We start from the raw sequence: 16,823 nt of genomic DNA on the forward strand, positions 1-16,823 counted from the left end.
TTGGAGTACTGCTGAGCCTTGCGGGCCTTCTTGAGACCGGCCTTCTTACGCTCGATGACGCGGGCGTCGCGGGTGAGGTAGCCGGCCTTCTTCAGGGTGGCGCGGTTGTTCTCGACGTCGATCTCATTCAGCGAACGGGCGATGCCGAGGCGCAGTGCACCGGCCTGGCCGGAGGGGCCACCGCCGTGGATGCGGGCAATGACGTCGTAGGCGCCGTCCAGATCAAGGATCTTGAACGGCTCGTTGACGTCCTGCTGGTGCAGCTTGTTCGGGAAGTAGTTTGCCAGCTCGCGGCCGTTGATGGTCCACTTGCCGGAACCCGGCACAACGCGAACGCGTGCAACGGCTTCCTTGCGGCGGCCAACAGCTGCGCCGGCAACGGTCAGCGCCGGACGCTCCTTCTTCGGGGCGGCGGCTTCAGCAGCGCTGCTTTCCGAGGTGTAGCTGGTCAGGTTTTCCTCAGCCTCAACGGCTTCGGTGGTCAGTTCATCGTTCTGAGCCACGGTTCTCCTTGTAGATAAAAGTGTTGGTGGCCAGGACTACTGGGCGACCTGGGTGATTTCGAAAGTCTTGGGCTGCTGGGCGGCGTGCGGGTGCTCTGCACCGCGGTAGACCTTCAGCTTGCCCAGCTGCTGTGCAGCGAGGGAGTTCTTGGGGAGCATGCCCTTGATGGCCTTCTCAACGGCGCGGACCGGGTTGGATTCCAGGAGTTCCGCGTAGTTGACGGAGGTCAGGCCGCCCGGGTAGCCGGAGTGGCGGTATGCGCGCTTCTGCTCCAGCTTGGCGCCGGTGAGGGCAACCTTTTCAGCGTTGATGATGATGACGAAGTCGCCCATGTCCATGTGGGGAGCAAAGGTCGGCTTGTGCTTTCCGCGCAGCAGTGTTGCGGTCTGGCTGGCAAGACGACCCAGGACAACGTCGGTGGCGTCAATGACGTGCCACTGGCGGTTGATATCGCCGGGCTTCGGGGTGTACGTACGCACGGTGTTTGCCTCGTTCTTGTTCTGGCGTTCTTGTTTTAGGCGTCACACGGGGGTGCGCCTACTATCTATGCGCGACCGGAACAGAGGTGAGGGCTCTATGTAACCAGTAGTCCCGTACATGCCCGTTGAGTAGCGATCCTGCAACTGGATCCCCAAGGGCACGCATCATCGAGAAAGGACACGCACAACGACTACCAAGAATAGCGTGAACGGGGCGTCGGGGTCAAAATGGGGTATCCGGTGGCGGGGGCTGGGATGCCCGCGGCGGCGCCGGGCCGATCCAGCCAGGGAGTCTTCGTGTCCATTGTAGGTGTGGCCGCCGGCGGCGGGCCCGCATTTGTCGTCGCCATCGGCTTACTCGGCACGGTCCTTGGTGTACTGACCGAACGGCTCATAGCACGCCTCCTCCCCCGCCTCGGCGGCCTGCCTTCCGTCAGGTCAAGAATCACGACGGCGACCCTCACCGGAGCCCTCTGCGCCGCCTTAGCGCTGCGGCTGGGCATGGACTGGTCACTGCCGGCTTTCCTGGTTCTTGCCGTCCTCGGCGTACAACTGGCGCGGATAGACCTCTCCCACCACTTGCTGCCCAATCCCCTCGTACTGACCCTATTAATTGGGGGCCTGGTGCTGTTCGCGGCCAGCAGCTCGGCCTCCGCAGGCTGGTCCGACCTGCTCCGCGCGGCCGCGGGCACCGCCATATTGTTCGTGGTCTACCTGATTTTGGCCATTATTTCGCCCCGCGGCATTGGAATGGGCGACGTGAAGCTCGCTGCCCCAATGGGTTTGTACCTGGGCTACTTAGGCTGGGGCCAGCTGTTCTACGGTGGCGCCCTGGCCTTTATCCTGGGCGGTATTTTCTCCGTCGTTTTGATTTCTTTTAAGCGCGCCGAAAAACAGGCCGAAGTGGCCTTCGGGCCAGCCATGCTGGCGGCGACGCTTGGGATGGTTCTGCTTACGTCCTGACGAGCTGCGCATGCTCGCCTGCTGCCTGATTTTCAGGAAATAGAAAGCCAGCCAGGCTTATCAATCCAAGTAGTCTCCGACCTTGGGGTTTCCTGACTGAGTACTTTCTTGGGGGGATTACTTGTGGTTCCCCCGAGAAAGTCAGGTATTGCTACGCATTGTTGGGCCCAAATGCCAGTGGCAATCTTTTCTTAGCGAAGTCCAGCCGCTAAAGAAATATGGGGGCAGCTGGAGATTCGTTGGAATATATCCAAATCAATTTCATCGAATAAAGGAACCTAAAATGACTTCTCTTATGGTCTCTATGCTTGCTTTTGTCGCCGGCGTAAAGGATCGTCTCTCATCCGAAAAGGGCGCAACGATGGTGGAGTACGGCCTGATGGTCGCCCTCATCGCCGTTGTCGTGGCAGTGGGTGCCACCGCCCTGGGCATTGGCATCGACACCCTGTTCGATGGCGTCACGGCGGACCTCGGCGCAGCCACCCCGTAATAGGCAATTCACTGTTGGCTCTGGTGACGGTAACAGCCGTCACCAGAGCCAACCGCTTTAGAGGAACTGCCCGTTCAGGGTCTGTTCCCTGGAAAACACAAATCGGGGGAGTTCGTCTTGAAGATACACGAAAAAGAGCGGGGTGCAGCCGCCGTTGAGATGGCCCTTGTCCTCCCGCTACTGCTTTTGATTCTTATCGGAATTATGGAATTCGGCCGGGTCTTCAACGTCCAGGTCTCATTGACTCAGGCAGCCCGCGAGGGTGCCCGACACGCGGCAATCCATTACAACGATGATGACTTGGACGTTGAAGGCACGGCTCTCGCAGCTGCTCCGTCACTCAGTGGGCTCGGAGTCGCCGTCGCAGATAACGCCACTGATTGCTCTTCCGGAGAGGACGTAGAGGTGACTACCAGCGTCACTTTGTCCTCCATGTCAGGGTTCCTGGACGCAGGATTCTTTGGATCTCCCGGTCTCTTCCCGCTGGATATGACAGGAGTAGGGGTGATGAGATGCGGCGGCTAAGAGTATCTGGATCCGCACGGCACAAGCAGTTGGCCGATCAGCAAAGTGAGCAGGGTGCTGTTGCGGTGGTCGTGGCCGTCACGCTCGTAGTTGTGCTGGGGTTCGCCGCCCTCGCAATTGATGTCGGGGCAATATACGCGGAAAAAGCCCAACTCCAGAACGGCGCCGACGCGACAGCACTGGCCATCGCCGCAGAGTGCGCAAAAGGAGTTGACTGCCCCACCGAAATGACTGATTCAGCTAACCGCCTTGCTGATGACAACGCCAACGACGATTCCAGCGGGGTGTTCTCGGTAACCCAACCCAACGCCAACACGGTCAGAGTTGAGACCAATGCCCAGGCGGCGGGGTCGACGGACGATAGCTTCTCGCTTTTCTTCGCCCGGGTACTAGGCAACGAAACCGCCGTTATCCATGCGGATGCTGAAGCATCTTGGGGCACTCCTTCAGCGGCAACCACCCTACCCTGGATCGTGAGTGAGTGCGTCTTCAAACATTTCCTAACTCCAAGCCAACTTGCCTCGCTGACTAGCACTGGAACGTTCACAGGATACCCGTCAGACGAGCATATTCTGCTTCGCTACGACGAAAATACGCCAACCTTTCCTGGTTGTGAGGCGCAAAATGGCTATCGCCCCGGAGGTTTCGGATGGCTCGAGACCAATAGTGGTTGTTCAACGGACATCGATCTCTCGGCAACGGTGAATGGGCAACCTGGAAATCACTTTCCGAATCAGCCCAATAAGGTATGCGATGAATTGCATTCCACAATCATGGATGAGCCGGCGCTTATCCCTCTCTTCGACTCAAACGCAGGCAACGGCAACAACACGGTTTATTCCCTGATCGGCTTCGCCGCGTTCCAGGTTACTGGTTACAAGTTCAGTGGCAGCGATGAGCACATAGACCCCCTGGCCCCGGAATGTTTGAACGACAAGGGAAAAAAGGATGGCAACTGCCGACACCTGCAAGGCTACTTCACCCGCTTTGTCTCTCTTGAAGAGGGACTTTCGTTGACCGGCGGCCCGAACTATGGAGGTTCGGTAGCCGTACTTACGGAGTAGCCTGCCGGCGCTCCATCCGAACTAAACAACACATCAACCCGAAAAAAGGAGCAATCGAAGTGAAAACACGCCTGCTGGGAGGCATTGCAGCACTGCTGTTAGCAATTATCGGAACTGTACTACTGGTCATGTACGTACAGGGAGCTGACAGCAGGGCGGCGCAAGGGCTGGACCCCATAGATGTATTGGTAGTGAAAGAAACAATTCCCGCTGGCACAAAAGCGGAGGATCTGAGCGACAAGGTTCAACTGGAGACCCTTCCGAGGGCGGCGGTTCCGGAAGGGTACCTCGCCGGCCTCAGTGACCAGAAGGGGAAAATCACCTCCGTAAACCTTGAGGCGGGGGAGCAAGTGCTCGCCAGCCGGTTGGTAGACCCGAAAGAACTCCTGCCCGGGACTGTGCCGGTTCCTGATGGACTCGAGGAAGTCACCTTCCTCCTCGCACCGGAACGTATCCTGGGCGGCAGGCTCGAAGCCGGCGACAAGGTGACGGTGTATTCCTCTTTCAAGTCCGACGACGGCATGCCCGCCAACGCCAACGTTCCAGCTGAAACCAAGGGCTGGAAACAGTCCACCGGTCTCCTCTTTCACGATGTTCTTGTCACGGCAGTGCAAAAAGCAGCGCCTGACGCCAAAAAAACTGAATCAAGTTCCACTGAAAAGGGTGTCGAAATGCCCAACGGGTCCGCCTTTGTGACCGTGGCCAGGAGCGATGCCGACGCCGCCAAGCTGGTCTTCGGTGCCGAATTCGGCACGTTGTGGTTGGCGAAGCAAACTGACACCACAAAGAAGAGCAATCCTCCGGTGACGACCTTTGGAGGGCTGTACTAATGAGCCGATTCGTGGCCATCACGGCGGTCCGCGACTTCGAAAGCCGTGTTCGTCAGGCAATCACGGGCGCTGTACATGGTGATCTCCAGACACTTTCCCCCGACGTGCTGTCCGGCGGCCCGGAAGACGTCTTCAGGCAACTCAGCGGAGACCCCCCGGAAGTCCTTATCCTTGGCCCCGGTGTCGCCCCAGAGCACGCCTTGAAGTTGGCGACTGTTTTTGATCTGCAGTACCCGGAGATCAGCCTCCTTCTCGTAGCCGAGCCCAGTCCCGAACTGGTTCTCCGCTCCATGCACGCAGGAATCCGTGACGTGGTTACGCCCGAGATAGAGCTCAACGACCTGCGTGTGTTGCTGGAGCGGGCATGTCTCGCCTCGGCCAGCCGCCGGCGCGGCATGGCACCTGCTGCCGAGCCGGGCCGTGATCGCGGCCGGGTTATCGCCGTTATGTCTCCCAAAGGCGGGGTCGGGAAGACCACTGTGGCCACCAACCTGGCGATTGGCCTGGGTAAGGTCGCCCCGATGAGTGTGGTTATTGTCGACCTTGACCTCCAGTTCGGAGACGTCGCCTCAGGATTGTTGCTCGAGCCTGAGCACTCCATAACGGAAGCCGTCCACGGCGCTGCTTCCCAGGATTCCATGGTCCTTAAGGCGTTCCTTACGGTACACCCCGCTGGAATCTACGCCCTCTGCGCCCCGCGGACCCCTGCGGAGTCCGACTACATCACTGGAGAGCACATCAGTCGGCTGCTGAATCAATTGGCCACTGAATTCAAGTATGTGGTGGTAGACACATCCCCTGGCCTCGGGGAACACGTGCTCGCCACTTTGGAGCAGGCCACCGACGCGGTATGGGTCTGTGGCATGGACGTACCGAGCATTCGGGGCCTTCGCAAGTGCTTCAGTGTGTTGAAAGAGCTGCAGCTCTTGCCCGCCGGCCGGCATACGGTGCTCAATTTTGGCGACAGAAAGAGCGGAATCTCCGTCCAGGATGTCGAAGCCACCATCGGCGTACCGATTGATGCCGTTATTCCCCGGTCCCGGACCTTGCCGTTTACCACTAATCGCGGTGTTCCGGTGTTGCAGGCCAACACCCGGGATTCTGCATCAAAGGGCCTAAAGAAGCTCGTGGATCGCTTCGATCCACAATGGGTGTCGTCCACCCACAATAAGCTGCACCGGAGGGTGGTTGTCTCATGAGACTTTCAGATCGTTTATCGCGGCGGGGTGACATGACGTCACCCGAACCTCAGTCATTTGGCGGCGAGATGTCCGGCGCTCAACCTAAACCTGCCGCACCTGTGGCCCTTCCCACGGTTTCTCCGGTACACACGCCCGTGCCATCGGCATTGAACCTGGGCGGAGCACCCGTGATTCAAGCTGTCGATGCACTCGCCAGCTTGAAACAACGGGCAGCATCGGCGCTGTTTGAACGTATGGGGACACGCTCCGGCGATACCTCCACGTCAGATGAAGACCTGCGCAGCCTGGCAGTCGATGAGCTCTCTGCAGTCATCGACCAAGAGCAGGTTCCGCTTTCTCCGGAAGAGCGTCGGCGGCTCATTCGGGAAATCGCTGATGAAGTAATGGGACTTGGTCCCCTGCAACGCCTCCTGGAGGATCCTTCCGTGACTGAAATCATGGTCAATCGCTTCGACCAAATTTACGTTGAGCGCCAGGGACACCTGTTACTGACCGGGTCACAGTTCAGTTCAGATGATCATCTTCGGAAAGTTATTGAACGGATTGTTTCCAAAGTGGGACGTCGCATCGACGAATCCTCTCCTCTGGTGGACGCACGGCTGGAAGACGGTTCACGTGTCAACGCGATTATCCCGCCACTTGCAGTTAACGGTCCATCACTGACAGTCCGAAAATTCAGCCACATTCCCATAACCGTCCAGAACCTGATTGATTGGGGATCTGTTACTCCGGAAATGGCCGAATTGCTAAGTGCTTGTGTCCGGGCACGCTTGAACATCATCGTCTCCGGCGGCACAGGCACAGGAAAAACCACCCTCCTCAACGTGCTGTCCTCATTCATTCCGGAGGACGACAGGATAGTAACGATTGAGGATGCGGTGGAACTGCAATTGCAGCAGCAGCATGTTGTACGTCTGGAGAGCAGGCCGCCCAATATCGAGGGTAAGGGTGCAGTCGCAATCCGGGAACTTGTCCGTAATTCCCTGCGCATGCGACCTGATCGAATCATCGTCGGGGAGGTTCGTGGCGGAGAATCGTTGGACATGCTGCAGGCAATGAACACCGGCCACGATGGTTCACTTTCCACCGTGCACGCCAATTCACCGAGGGATGCAATTGCACGGCTTGAAACCCTTGTGCTGATGGCCGGGATGGATCTGCCATTGCGGGCAATCCGGGAACAGGTGTCTTCGGCGGTGGACCTTATCGTCCAGGTCACCAGGCTTCGCGACGGGAGCCGTCGCGTGACACATGTGACCGAGGTTCAAGGAATGGAAGGTGATGTCGTAACCCTTCAGGATGCGTTCCTGTTCGACTACTCCGCCGGAATGGATCAACACGGCCGGTTCCTCGGGCGCCCCCTTCCGACCGGCATCCGTCCCAGATTCCTCGATCGATTCTCCGAACTCGGGATCTCGGTCTCTCCTGCAGTCTTCGGCTCAGCCGTACCGATCGGGAGGCGTTAGTCATGGAATCTCCAGCGGTGTTGGTAGTCGCCTTGCTGCTATGTCTCGGAGCGCTCCTCGTGCTGTTCCTGGTGGTTCTGAAGCCCCGCTATGGTTCCCTGTCAGCTGAACGGCGGCGACCCGACCTGGTGCAGGATGACTATTCTGCCATCTCCAAGGTTTCTCAGTCGACAGTCAAAGCCATGGGCGGCTTCCTAGGCGAATCAGGGGGGCCCTACAACAGGGACGTGCTCTACAACGCGGGCGTGAAAATGGCACCTGCAGATTTCACCGTGATGGTCGCAGCAGCGACCTTCGTTGCCGGCCTGCTTGGAACTCTTATGGGCAATCTCCTTGTCGGTATCCTGCTCGCGTTGATTGCGCCTTTCGGCGCCAAGATCATGCTTGTGGTACGCCGGGATAAGCGACGAGGAAAGTTTGAAGCCCAACTGATTGACACCATTCAGATGCTGATCGGCGGCCTCCGCGCCGGGCACAGCATCATGCGTTCCATGGACGCGGCGGCCCAAGAGGCCGATGCGCCTACGTCGGAAGAGCTGTCACGCATCGTGAACGAGTCGAGGATTGGCAAGGACTCTGGGCAGGCCATTGATGAAGTTGCTGACCGTATGGACAGCGAGGACTTCCGATGGATTGGCCAAGCCATCCAAATCAATCGAGAGGTCGGCGGAGATTTGGCCCAGGTGTTGGATGAAGTTGCCGGCACAATCAGGGAACGGAGCCAGATTAAGGGTCAAGTTCGCTCGCTCAGCGCTGAAGGCAAAATTTCGGCCATTATCCTGATGGCGATGCCGGTAGCAGTCGCCGGACTGATGTTGGCGGTCAATCCGAGTTACATGGCGGTCTTTGTCGATACACCGACTGGAAACATCATGATGGTAGCCAGTCTTCTCATGTTTGTGGCTGGCGGCTTCTGGATGAGCCGCACTGTGAAGATCAAGTTCTAGGGGACCTGTCATGACACCAATTGCTTGGCTGATCATTGCAGCCATCGTACTCCCACTGGCCTATTTCACTTGGGTTGTCGTTACCTTGGATCGAAAGGGAGCCCTAGCAGTTCAAAACAATCTAGGGCAGGGCTTTGCCCAGGGCGGCGTGAATGTGGCGTTGCAGCGCACTCCCATAATGCTGGACTTCTCCAAGCGGTTGACTCCGGGAGGCTACGTGGCGAAACTGGATCGCTGGCTAGCACTGGCCGGCCGGCCCGAATCCATGTCGCTGGACAAGTTGATCGTCGCCAAACCCCTGTTGGCACTCGCCGGTGCGTTGCTCGGAATAATGCTGATCAGCAAGTCGCCGACCCCGCAAAACATCGGGGTGGGACTTTCTATTACGGCTCTCCTGTACTTCGTGCCAGACCTCCTGATCTACAACAAAGGCGTCAAACGCCAGCAGGTAATCGAACTCGAGCTTCCCAACACGCTGGATCAGATGTTGATCTCAGTGGAAGCCGGGCTGGGCTTCGAAGCCGCCATGGCCCGGGCCGGAGCCTACGGTGACGGTCCGCTCGCCCTGGAGCTCAGGCGCACCTTGCAGGACATGCAAGTGGGGCGTCCTCGCCAAGAGTCCTACGAATCCCTGGCTGCACGCTCCTCCGTACAGGATTTGAAGAGCTTTGTGAGGGCCGTAATTCAGGCAGACAAGTACGGAATTGGTATTGCCAATGTCCTGCGGGTCCAGGCTAAACAGGCAAGGGTTAAGCGCCGACAGCGAGCAGAGGAAAAAGCGATGAAGCTTCCCGTGAAGGTTCTCTTTCCGCTGCTGGTCTTCATCTTCCCAGTGCTCTTTATCGTGCTCCTTGGGCCTGCCGTCATCAACATCATGGCTATATTTACCTGAAAATGGCTCCTAAGTAGCAGGCCACACAAGACCGGACCCCCTCGGACCCCAGCACCGAGGGGGTCCTTTTGTGCGCGCGGTTCTCGGCAAATTCGGCCGAGATGCAGGCCAAGCGCAGGGTTAACGCAGGAAATGCGCAGTTTGGAAAGGCTTAGCACAGGAAGCTGCAAGATCGATATTCCGCCGCGAATTGGCTTGCTAATTTTATTTCAGAGCTGGTGCAGGACCAGCCTCCCCAAACTCGCTCAGGAGTCTAAAATGCTTTCTCTCTACACCAATCTGGCAGTCCGTCTCCACCGTGATGAAAAGGGCGCCACCGCCGTCGAATACGGCATCATGGTCGGCCTCATCGCCGTCGTGATCATTATCGCAGTCGGCCTCCTCGGTGGGACGTTGACCACAATGTTCGAACAAGTAAAGTGCCAGGTTGGTGGCGGCACATGGACAGCGGTCGCCCAGACCACTACCACGGCCGCTGGCGGAACCTGCGCACCGTAGCTCCACAGCCAGGCACTCGGCCTCGTCGGGCTTAGCCCGTAAAACAGTGGCGGCGGCCCATGCCGCCGCCACTGTTCTGTCGTAGAACCAAGGCGTCCCGAAAGGCCAACACCAAATGTCCAAGGCATCCGAGCGCGGAGCAGTGGCGGTCGAATTCGCCATCCTGGCACCGATCCTCGTCATGATCCTGTTGGGCATCATGGAATTTGGTCGCGCCTACAACGCCCAGGTTTCCCTGACCAATGCAGCCCGGGAAGGTGTCCGGGTCATGGCGATCTCCAACAATCAGACGTCGGCTCGGACAGCGGCAAAAAACGCCGCCGTGTCCCTCAACCCCACTCTTGTTGACTCGAACATAACTTTCAGCGCCGCAAGTTGCGCCAACGGCGCCCAAATGACGGTAACCGTCAGCTACTCGCTCAGCACTCTGACGGGTGTGGCTGGACCAATCGCCATGAGAGGGAGAGGAGTTATGCTATGCGCCGGCTGAAGAAACATCGTGACAAGGAACGCGGCGGCGTTAGCATCCTCGTTGCACTCCTCATGGTGGTGCTCCTAGGATTCGCGGCCATCGCGGTGGACGTCGGAATGCTTTACTCCGAGAAAGCTCAACTCCAGAACGGCGCCGACGCGACAGCCCTACTCGTGGCACAGAAGTGCGCCAAGAACCAGGCGGATGTAGCCTGCGCTACGAGCTCCGACCTGGCAACGTCCATTGTTAGCGGCAATGCCTTGGATGGCCGAAGCAACGTCAAGTCCATCGCACTCAACATCTCCAACCGAACCGTCAAGGTGACGGCTGGAGCGCAGGAACTGGGCCAGGATCCAAACAAAGTGTCGCTGTTCTTTGCCAACGCGCTGGGTATTTCCGACGCTGAAGTCAATGCTAGCGCCAGCGTCCAGTGGGGCAGCCCCGTTGCCGGACGTACCGCATTCCCCGTCACGTTCTCGATCTGTCAGGTCAAAGATAAAGTCGGCGGAGCCCTGCAACTGTTGGTGAACCATGGCAACACTGCCGACGACGACTGTAAGTACGGTCCCTCGGGCGCTGCTGTTGCAGGCGGCTTTGGCTGGCTAACGCAAGATCCCGGCGTCTGCGGCGGAACCATTGATCTTATAGTTGAAGAGGGCGGCAGCGACCCAGGCAACAACGCCCCGGGCAACTGCGCCGCCACGCTGCAGAAGTGGGCGGACGAGATCACTGCCGGCCGCGAAATCGTCGTACTACTCCCCGTATTCGATGCAGTCTCTGGAACGGGAAACAGCGCTAAGTATCACATGGTTTCTTTCGCTGCATTCAAAGTTACAGGCTGGAAATTCAGTGGTAACAGCTCCACCCCGGACACATTCCGCAACGAATCACCGTACGTAACTTCCGCTCTGGAATGCAAGGGAAACTGTCGCGGAATCATCGGCAGTTTTATTAAGTACGTGTCCCTCTCGGACGGTTACACGCTTGGACCGGTTGACGACAATGGGGCCACAATTGTCCGTTTCTCGCAATAATTCTTTTCCGAAGCACAGGAGTAATCAGTGAAGTCACGCTTGTTGGCAGGAGTCGCCGCAGTCGTTCTAGCCATCGTGGGCGCTGTACTCATGTTTACCTATGCCCAGGGAGCCGATCAGCGTGCGGTGCAGAACCTGGAACCGATGGGCGTGCTGGTAGTCAAGCAGGCAATCCCTGCGGGCACCCCAGTTGAAGCCATCAAGGCCTCGGTGGCCATTGAGCAACTGCCGGGTGCCTCCGTTATGGAGAGCTCCCTCAAGAGTCTTGACGATGTCACCGGAAAAGTAGCTGCCGTGGATCTCGTTCCAGGTGAACAGCTGGTAGCCGAGCGCCTCGTGGCACCCGAAGAACTGAAATCGTCGGGCTCCGTGAAGGTCCCTGCGGGACTCCAGGAGGTGTCCTTTCAGCTGGAACCCCAGCGCGTCGTCGGAGGGCGGTTAACGCCCGGGGACCATGTTGGTGTCTTCATCTCCATGAAAGAGGGCGGCGTCGAGGCTAAGGCAGATATGGAGACCACGAAGCTCTCCGTCCACAAGGCTTTGGTCACAGCGGTCCAGCGGGCGCCAGAAGCAGCCGCTGCAGCCCAGCCGGCGCCAACTGCCGGCACTGAGCCGACAGCAGATCCCCGGGATTCCACTCTCCCAACAGGTTCGCTGATGCTGACCGTGGCAGTGAACGACGTCGACGCGGCCAAGATCATCTTTGCCGCGGAATATGCCACCATCTGGCTCACTCGAGAACCACTCGATGCAAAGGATAGCGGTCCTCGCATCATGCAGCGACCGGAGGTATACAAATGAGCCGCTTCGTACTGGTGACGCCCGACGCCGACTTTGACGGCCGTCTGCGCCAGGCTGTGGCAGGCGGACTCCAAGGTGGCGTCCAAACGTTCTTTACTGCCGCCCTGCCCAGTGATCCCCACGAGCTTTTCGCGCAGCTGGATCAGGAATTTCCTCAGGTGCTCATCCTGGGACCGGACGTTCCTGTTGAGGATGCACTCCGTCTGTCAACGGTATTGGCCGTCGGCTTCCCCGAGCTGAGCGTCATCCTCGTCAATGAGCTGGATCCATCGTTCATCCTCCAGGCTATGCGAGCTGGCATCCGCGATATCCTCAGCCCGGCATCGGACCCAGCCCAGATCCGCGTGCTCCTGGAAAGGGCCTGCCAGTCATTCGCCAGCCGACACAGGGCTGCGGTGCATGAGCCGAAGCAGCCAGGCTCCCCGGACATTCCCAAGGGTTTGGTGATCGGTGTTTTTTCGCCAAAGGGAGGGGTAGGCAAGACGACGATCGCTACCAACATCGCAATCGGGCTCGGCAAGATCGCGCCGATGAGCGTGGTTATTGTGGACCTTGATCTGCAGTTTGGCGATGTCGCCTCAGGGCTTTACCTCAATCCTGAACACACGGTGACGGACGCCGTCTCGCCGGCAGCAGCCCAGGATTCCCTGGTCCTCAAGGCCTTCCTGACCGTCCATCCCGGTAGCATCTATGCCCTGTGTGCTCCGCGAACCCCTGTCGATGCAGACGAAATCAGCCCGGAGCAGATCAGCCGCCTGCTGGAACAGCTCGCGGAAGAATTCCAGTACGTCGTTGTTGACACTGCACCGGGTCTCCCTGAGATCGGCTTGGCAGCCATGGAGCAGTGTACAGACGTTGTGTGGGTGAGTGGTATGGACATCCCCAGCGTCCGTGGACTGCGCTCCGGGCTCGATGTGCTGCGCCAACTCGAGATCCTTCCTGAGACCCGCCATGTGGTCCTCAATATGGCGGATTCCAAGTCTGGGCTGACAGTCCAGGATGTTGAGTCGACTATCGGCGCCCCGGTGGACATCAGTGTCCCCCGTTCACGTGCTGTCGCCTTGTCCACGAACCGTGGCGTTCCTGTCCTTCAGGAGACCGTAAAAGATCCGGCCACCAAGAACCTGCGTCAACTGGTGGACAGGTTTAACCCAACGTGGCGGGCCCAGGCACAACGAAAGCTGCATCGAAGGGTGGTTGTCTAATGAAACTTTCGGAGCGCATCCAAGCTGCCCAAGTAAAGGGCGCGCCTCAGCAGTCAGCTGTTGCGGTAGCCTCGCCTGCTCACGGCCGTCCGGGAGCAGCGCCCAGCCAGTCCAAGCCTAGTGAATTCAAGCGCGCTGAAGTCCGCGGATCCGGCCCCAAGCCGGTCACGGCAGGATTCCCCGCACTGCATGCTGCCCCGGCGAGCGTTCCTTCGACTGGCAGCTTCGCAGACCAGCTTGAGGTGGCCAAACCCAAAACGAAGCAACCCGTCGACGTCTTTGCGGCTCTTAAGGAACGGGCTGCCACCGCGTTGTTTGAGCGCATGGGAACCCGCTTCAACGATTCGGCAGTCACCGAACAGGAACTCAGGACCACGGCCCGCGAAGAACTGACACGGATTATCGACACTGAACAGGTCCCGTTGTCAGCCGAGGAACGATCCCGGCTCGTTCGTGACGTAGCTGATGACGTTTTGGGATACGGACCTCTGCAAAGGCTCCTTGACGACCCAGCGGTCACCGAGATCATGGTGAACCGCATGGACCAGATCTACGTTGAGCGGAAGGGACACCTAACGCTGACCGACTCCCGCTTCAGTTCAGAAGCGCATCTGCGGAAGGTGATTGAACGCATTGTTTCGAAGGTGGGACGGCGCATCGATGAGTCTTCACCCCTGGTTGATGCCCGGCTTGAAGACGGCTCACGCGTAAATGCGGTGATCCCTCCCCTGGCTGTGGGTGGATCGTCACTCACCATCCGTAAGTTCAGCAAAGTACCCCTGACCGTCAAAAACCTGATCGATTTCGGAACACTCACCCCGGAGATGGCGGAACTGCTGAACGCCTGTGTCAAGGCCAAGCTCAACATCATCGTTTCAGGCGGAACCGGCACAGGGAAAACCACCCTGCTGAACGTGCTTTCATCCTTCCTGCCCGCGGACGAGCGGATCGTCACCATCGAGGATGCCGTCGAGCTTCAGATCCAGCAGGAGCACGTGGTCCGTTTGGAGAGCCGGCCGCCGAACACCGAGGGCAAGGGCGAAGTGACCATCCGCGAGCTGCTTCGAAATTCCCTGCGTATGCGGCCCGACCGGATTGTGGTGGGTGAGGTTCGTGGTGGGGAGTCCCTGGACATGCTTCAGGCTATGAACACGGGCCACGATGGCTCCCTGTCCACGGTTCACTCCAACTCTCCGCGTGATGCAGTGGCCCGCTTGGAGACGCTGGTGCTGATGGCGGGCATGGATCTTCCACTGCGCGCTATTCGGGAGCAGATCGCTTCAGCTGTGAACCTGATCGTCCAAATCTCCCGTCTGCGGGACGGTACGCGCCGCATCACTCACGTCACGGAAGTCCAAGGAATGGAAGGCGACATCGTCACTCTTCAGGATGCCTTCGTTTTTGACTATTCAGCAGGCGTTGATCAGCACGGCCGTTTCCTGGGTAGCCCTGTAGCCACCGGCATACGCCCGCGGTTCATCGATCGCTTTGAGGACCTGGGAATCCACGTCTCACCAGGAGTCTTCGCCACCCCTGCCGCCCCCGGAGCCTCGAACGCGGCCCGGCCATGATGCTGACAGCCGGAGCTGCCATCTTCCTTGCAGCTGTGGTTCTGCTGGGCTTTGCCGTCATCGTCCGGCCTGCGCCAGAGGTGCCCCTCGACAGACGACGTCCCTATGAAGCCGATCCGCCCTCACAGCTGACCCGCATCGCAGGTTCTACCGTGCGGACCCTCGACAAGGCCCTCGAGGGAGGGAGCCTGCGCCTCTTCAACCGGGAAAAGTTGGAGCATGCAGGTCTCCGCATGACGCAGGCCGAATTCATTGTCCTGGTGCTGGCCGGTGGCGTTGTGGGCGCACTGGTCGGCATGGTTGTACTCGGACCGCCCCTCGCCATTCTGCTGTTTATCCTTGCTCCGTTCGTTGGGCATCTGGTTCTGAATTTCCGGGCAGGCAAGAGGCGCAACAAGTTCGATCAGCAGCTAGGTGACACCCTTCAGCTGCTGGCTGGAGGGCTACGCGCCGGTCACAGCATCTTGCGCGCTGTTGATGCAGCGGCCACGGAGTCGCAGAGCCCAACTTCCGAAGAAATGCGCCGCGTCATTACGGAAACGAGCTTGGGCCGCGACCTGCTGGCCTCGCTCATCGACACTGCCGAGCGGATGAAGAACGAAGACTTCGTTTGGATTGCGCAGGCCATCCAAATCAACAGGGAGGTGGGCGGCAACTTGGCAGAGGTCCTTGATCAGGTAAATGAAACCATCAGGGAGCGGTCCGAAATCAAGGGCCACATTAAGGCTTTGGCAGCAGAGGGAAAATTCTCCGCTTACATTCTTATTGCGATGCCCATCGGGATCGTGGTCATGCTCATGGCTATAAACCCCGGATACATGGATCCGATGTTCACCAATCCCTTGGGCTGGGGCATGATCGGGCTCTCCGTCGTCCTCATGACGATCGGCAGCCTTTGGATGCGCAAAATTATCGACCTGAAGTTCTGAGCTGAATCATGAACCCTTTGATACTTTCCTCGCTCCTCCTGGTATCTGTGCCCATCGGCTACCTCACGTGGTCCGTCCTCTCTGTTGATCGCAAGGCCCGGGCCGCCACCTTGGAGATCCTCACACGCGGCAGGCAGGACGTCCAGGCCCCGGAAAAAACCAGCAGCGGCTTCCTATCTGCCTTCGGCTACAGCCTCACCCCACCTGCCTACGCCCGCAAACTCGACCGGCTGCTTTCGCTCGCCGGCAGGCCAGTCGCTTGGCCGTTGGGAAGGATCCTGGCAGCCAAACCAGTCCTGGGACTGATCGGCGCCGCCTTGGGATTCCTGATCAGCACAAGCAGTCCCACACCAATCATCAAGCTCGTGGGTGTGGTGGTCATCTTTTTTGGGTACTTCATCCCGGACCTGCTTCTGTACAGCAAAGGCCAAGAACGCCAGAAGGCGATGCAGCTGGAACTGGCCAATACAATGGACCAGATGCTGATCGCCGTCGAAGCCGGACTCGGTTTCGAGGGCGCCATGGCCAGGGCGGGCGAAAACGGGAAAGGCCCGCTGGCAGAGGAACTGGTCCGGACGCTGCAGGACATGCAGGTGGGCCGCAGCCGCCGCGAGTCGTACCTCGCCCTGGCCGAGCGGACCAGCATCCCCGAGCTCCGGAGCTTCGTCCAGGCCATTGTCCAGGCCGACACCTACGGCATCGCCATCAGCCGCGTCCTCCGGGTACAGGCCAAGGTGATGCGTGTGAAGCGGCGCCAGCGGGCCGAAGAGAAGGCCATGAAGCTGCCCGTCATGATCCTCTTTCCGTTGCTGTTCTTCATTTTCCCGGTCCTGTTCATCGCGATCCTGGGACCGGCCGTCATCAACACCATCGAAACTTTCAGCGGGCAGTAGGGTCGGAAATGCCGTATCTATTCCACGCACCACAAGGAACGCGCAGGGTTTCCACAGG

The 16,823-nt window shown here is 58.9% G+C and carries 19 protein-coding genes; 17 read left to right on the top strand and 2 right to left on the bottom strand.

The genetic code is table 11. The features are described 5' to 3' along the window. Together rpsI and rplM are read right to left on the bottom strand one after the other, a co-directional pair. A partial coding sequence (rpsI, locus tag AC6CH3_RS14430; protein WP_498133101.1) for a 30S ribosomal protein S9 occupies positions 1–503 on the bottom strand: 503 nt, incomplete at its 3' end. 36 nt (positions 504–539) lie between these two features. Then, positions 540–983, bottom strand: coding sequence for a 50S ribosomal protein L13 (rplM, locus tag AC6CH3_RS14435; protein ID WP_400478972.1), 444 nt, complete (start codon positions 981–983; stop codon positions 540–542). Between the two features lie 297 nt (positions 984–1,280). On the opposite strand from rplM, the gene AC6CH3_RS14440 reads away from it, so the two are divergent. From AC6CH3_RS14440 to AC6CH3_RS14520, 17 genes are all read left to right on the top strand, one after another. Beyond that, complete coding sequence (locus tag AC6CH3_RS14440; protein ID WP_498133102.1) at positions 1,281–1,946, top strand: prepilin peptidase; 666 nt, start codon at positions 1,281–1,283, stop codon at positions 1,944–1,946. A 283-nt stretch (positions 1,947–2,229) separates the two neighbouring features. Continuing rightward, positions 2,230–2,436 carry a Flp family type IVb pilin gene (locus AC6CH3_RS14445; protein WP_498133103.1) on the top strand — a complete coding sequence of 69 codons (207 nt, stop codon included), beginning with the start codon at positions 2,230–2,232 and terminating at the stop codon, positions 2,434–2,436. Between the two features lie 117 nt (positions 2,437–2,553). Continuing rightward, positions 2,554–2,961, top strand: coding sequence for a TadE/TadG family type IV pilus assembly protein (locus AC6CH3_RS14450; RefSeq protein ID WP_498133104.1), 408 nt, complete (start codon positions 2,554–2,556; stop codon positions 2,959–2,961). A gap of 29 nt (positions 2,962–2,990) precedes the next feature. Then, positions 2,991–4,025, top strand: coding sequence for a pilus assembly protein TadG-related protein (locus AC6CH3_RS14455; protein ID WP_498133105.1), 1,035 nt, complete (start codon positions 2,991–2,993; stop codon positions 4,023–4,025). Between the two features lie 59 nt (positions 4,026–4,084). Beyond that, positions 4,085–4,855, top strand: coding sequence for a Flp pilus assembly protein CpaB (gene cpaB, locus AC6CH3_RS14460; RefSeq protein WP_498133106.1), 771 nt, complete (start codon positions 4,085–4,087; stop codon positions 4,853–4,855). After that, positions 4,855–6,054 (top strand): CpaE/TadZ family protein, encoded by a 1,200-nt coding sequence (locus tag AC6CH3_RS14465; protein WP_498133107.1) that lies wholly within the window; start codon positions 4,855–4,857, stop codon positions 6,052–6,054. The genes cpaB (AC6CH3_RS14460) and AC6CH3_RS14465 overlap by 1 nt, the downstream gene beginning before the upstream one ends. Next, the gene (locus AC6CH3_RS14470; RefSeq protein WP_498133108.1) at positions 6,051–7,523 is read left to right on the top strand and encodes a TadA family conjugal transfer-associated ATPase; all 1,473 of its coding nucleotides are present in this window, start codon (positions 6,051–6,053) and stop codon (positions 7,521–7,523) included. The genes AC6CH3_RS14465 and AC6CH3_RS14470 overlap by 4 nt, the downstream gene beginning before the upstream one ends. 2 nt (positions 7,524–7,525) lie before the next feature. Beyond that, positions 7,526–8,470: a type II secretion system F family protein gene (locus AC6CH3_RS14475; RefSeq protein WP_498133109.1), complete on the top strand. Its 945-nt coding sequence runs from the start codon at positions 7,526–7,528 to the stop codon at positions 8,468–8,470. Positions 8,471–8,480: 10 nt separating this feature from the next. After that, a complete protein-coding gene (locus tag AC6CH3_RS14480; RefSeq protein WP_498133110.1) occupies positions 8,481–9,362 on the top strand; it encodes a type II secretion system F family protein in 882 nt (293 codons plus the stop codon). A 258-nt stretch (positions 9,363–9,620) separates the two neighbouring features. Further along, a complete protein-coding gene (locus AC6CH3_RS14485; RefSeq protein WP_498133111.1) occupies positions 9,621–9,860 on the top strand; it encodes a Flp family type IVb pilin in 240 nt (79 codons plus the stop codon). Positions 9,861–9,975: 115 nt separating this feature from the next. After that, positions 9,976–10,350, top strand: a complete 375-nt coding sequence (locus tag AC6CH3_RS14490; protein ID WP_498133112.1) for a TadE/TadG family type IV pilus assembly protein — start codon at positions 9,976–9,978, stop codon at positions 10,348–10,350. Continuing rightward, positions 10,338–11,366, top strand: coding sequence for a pilus assembly protein TadG-related protein (locus AC6CH3_RS14495; RefSeq protein ID WP_498133113.1), 1,029 nt, complete (start codon positions 10,338–10,340; stop codon positions 11,364–11,366). Before AC6CH3_RS14490 ends, AC6CH3_RS14495 begins: the two co-directional genes overlap by 13 nt. A gap of 27 nt (positions 11,367–11,393) precedes the next feature. Further along, a complete protein-coding gene (gene cpaB, locus AC6CH3_RS14500) occupies positions 11,394–12,167 on the top strand; it encodes a Flp pilus assembly protein CpaB (RefSeq protein ID WP_498133114.1) in 774 nt (257 codons plus the stop codon). Then, positions 12,164–13,372 carry a CpaE/TadZ family protein gene (locus tag AC6CH3_RS14505; protein ID WP_498133115.1) on the top strand — a complete coding sequence of 403 codons (1,209 nt, stop codon included), beginning with the start codon at positions 12,164–12,166 and terminating at the stop codon, positions 13,370–13,372. Before cpaB (AC6CH3_RS14500) ends, AC6CH3_RS14505 begins: the two co-directional genes overlap by 4 nt. Beyond that, positions 13,372–14,943, top strand: a complete 1,572-nt coding sequence (locus AC6CH3_RS14510; protein ID WP_498133116.1) for a TadA family conjugal transfer-associated ATPase — start codon at positions 13,372–13,374, stop codon at positions 14,941–14,943. Before AC6CH3_RS14505 ends, AC6CH3_RS14510 begins: the two co-directional genes overlap by 1 nt. Beyond that, positions 14,940–15,872 (top strand): type II secretion system F family protein, encoded by a 933-nt coding sequence (locus AC6CH3_RS14515; RefSeq protein WP_498133117.1) that lies wholly within the window; start codon positions 14,940–14,942, stop codon positions 15,870–15,872. Before AC6CH3_RS14510 ends, AC6CH3_RS14515 begins: the two co-directional genes overlap by 4 nt. Positions 15,873–15,880: 8 nt before the next feature. Next, entirely contained in the window at positions 15,881–16,765 is an 885-nt protein-coding gene (locus AC6CH3_RS14520; protein WP_498133118.1) for a type II secretion system F family protein, read from the top strand. The last annotated feature ends 58 nt before the right edge of the window (positions 16,766–16,823 follow it).

The organism is Arthrobacter sp. GQ119 (genome assembly GCF_059759125.1).

Bases quoted from the DNA above. Each gene is read 5' to 3' on its own strand.
- AC6CH3_RS14515 (WP_498133117.1), top strand. From the start codon at position 14,940: ATGATGCTGACAGCCGGAGCTGCCATCTTCCTTGCAGCTGTGGTTCTG.
- AC6CH3_RS14485 (WP_498133111.1), top strand. From the start codon at position 9,621: ATGCTTTCTCTCTACACCAATCTGGCAGTCCGTCTCCACCGTGATGAA.
- AC6CH3_RS14475 (WP_498133109.1), top strand. From the start codon at position 7,526: ATGGAATCTCCAGCGGTGTTGGTAGTCGCCTTGCTGCTATGTCTCGGA.
- AC6CH3_RS14505 (WP_498133115.1), top strand. From the start codon at position 12,164: ATGAGCCGCTTCGTACTGGTGACGCCCGACGCCGACTTTGACGGCCGT.
- AC6CH3_RS14510 (WP_498133116.1), top strand. From the start codon at position 13,372: ATGAAACTTTCGGAGCGCATCCAAGCTGCCCAAGTAAAGGGCGCGCCT.
- AC6CH3_RS14495 (WP_498133113.1), top strand. From the start codon at position 10,338: ATGCGCCGGCTGAAGAAACATCGTGACAAGGAACGCGGCGGCGTTAGC.
- AC6CH3_RS14470 (WP_498133108.1), top strand. From the start codon at position 6,051: ATGAGACTTTCAGATCGTTTATCGCGGCGGGGTGACATGACGTCACCC.
- AC6CH3_RS14490 (WP_498133112.1), top strand. From the start codon at position 9,976: ATGTCCAAGGCATCCGAGCGCGGAGCAGTGGCGGTCGAATTCGCCATC.
- AC6CH3_RS14465 (WP_498133107.1), top strand. From the start codon at position 4,855: ATGAGCCGATTCGTGGCCATCACGGCGGTCCGCGACTTCGAAAGCCGT.
- AC6CH3_RS14445 (WP_498133103.1), top strand. From the start codon at position 2,230: ATGACTTCTCTTATGGTCTCTATGCTTGCTTTTGTCGCCGGCGTAAAG.
- AC6CH3_RS14520 (WP_498133118.1), top strand. From the start codon at position 15,881: ATGAACCCTTTGATACTTTCCTCGCTCCTCCTGGTATCTGTGCCCATC.
- AC6CH3_RS14480 (WP_498133110.1), top strand. From the start codon at position 8,481: ATGACACCAATTGCTTGGCTGATCATTGCAGCCATCGTACTCCCACTG.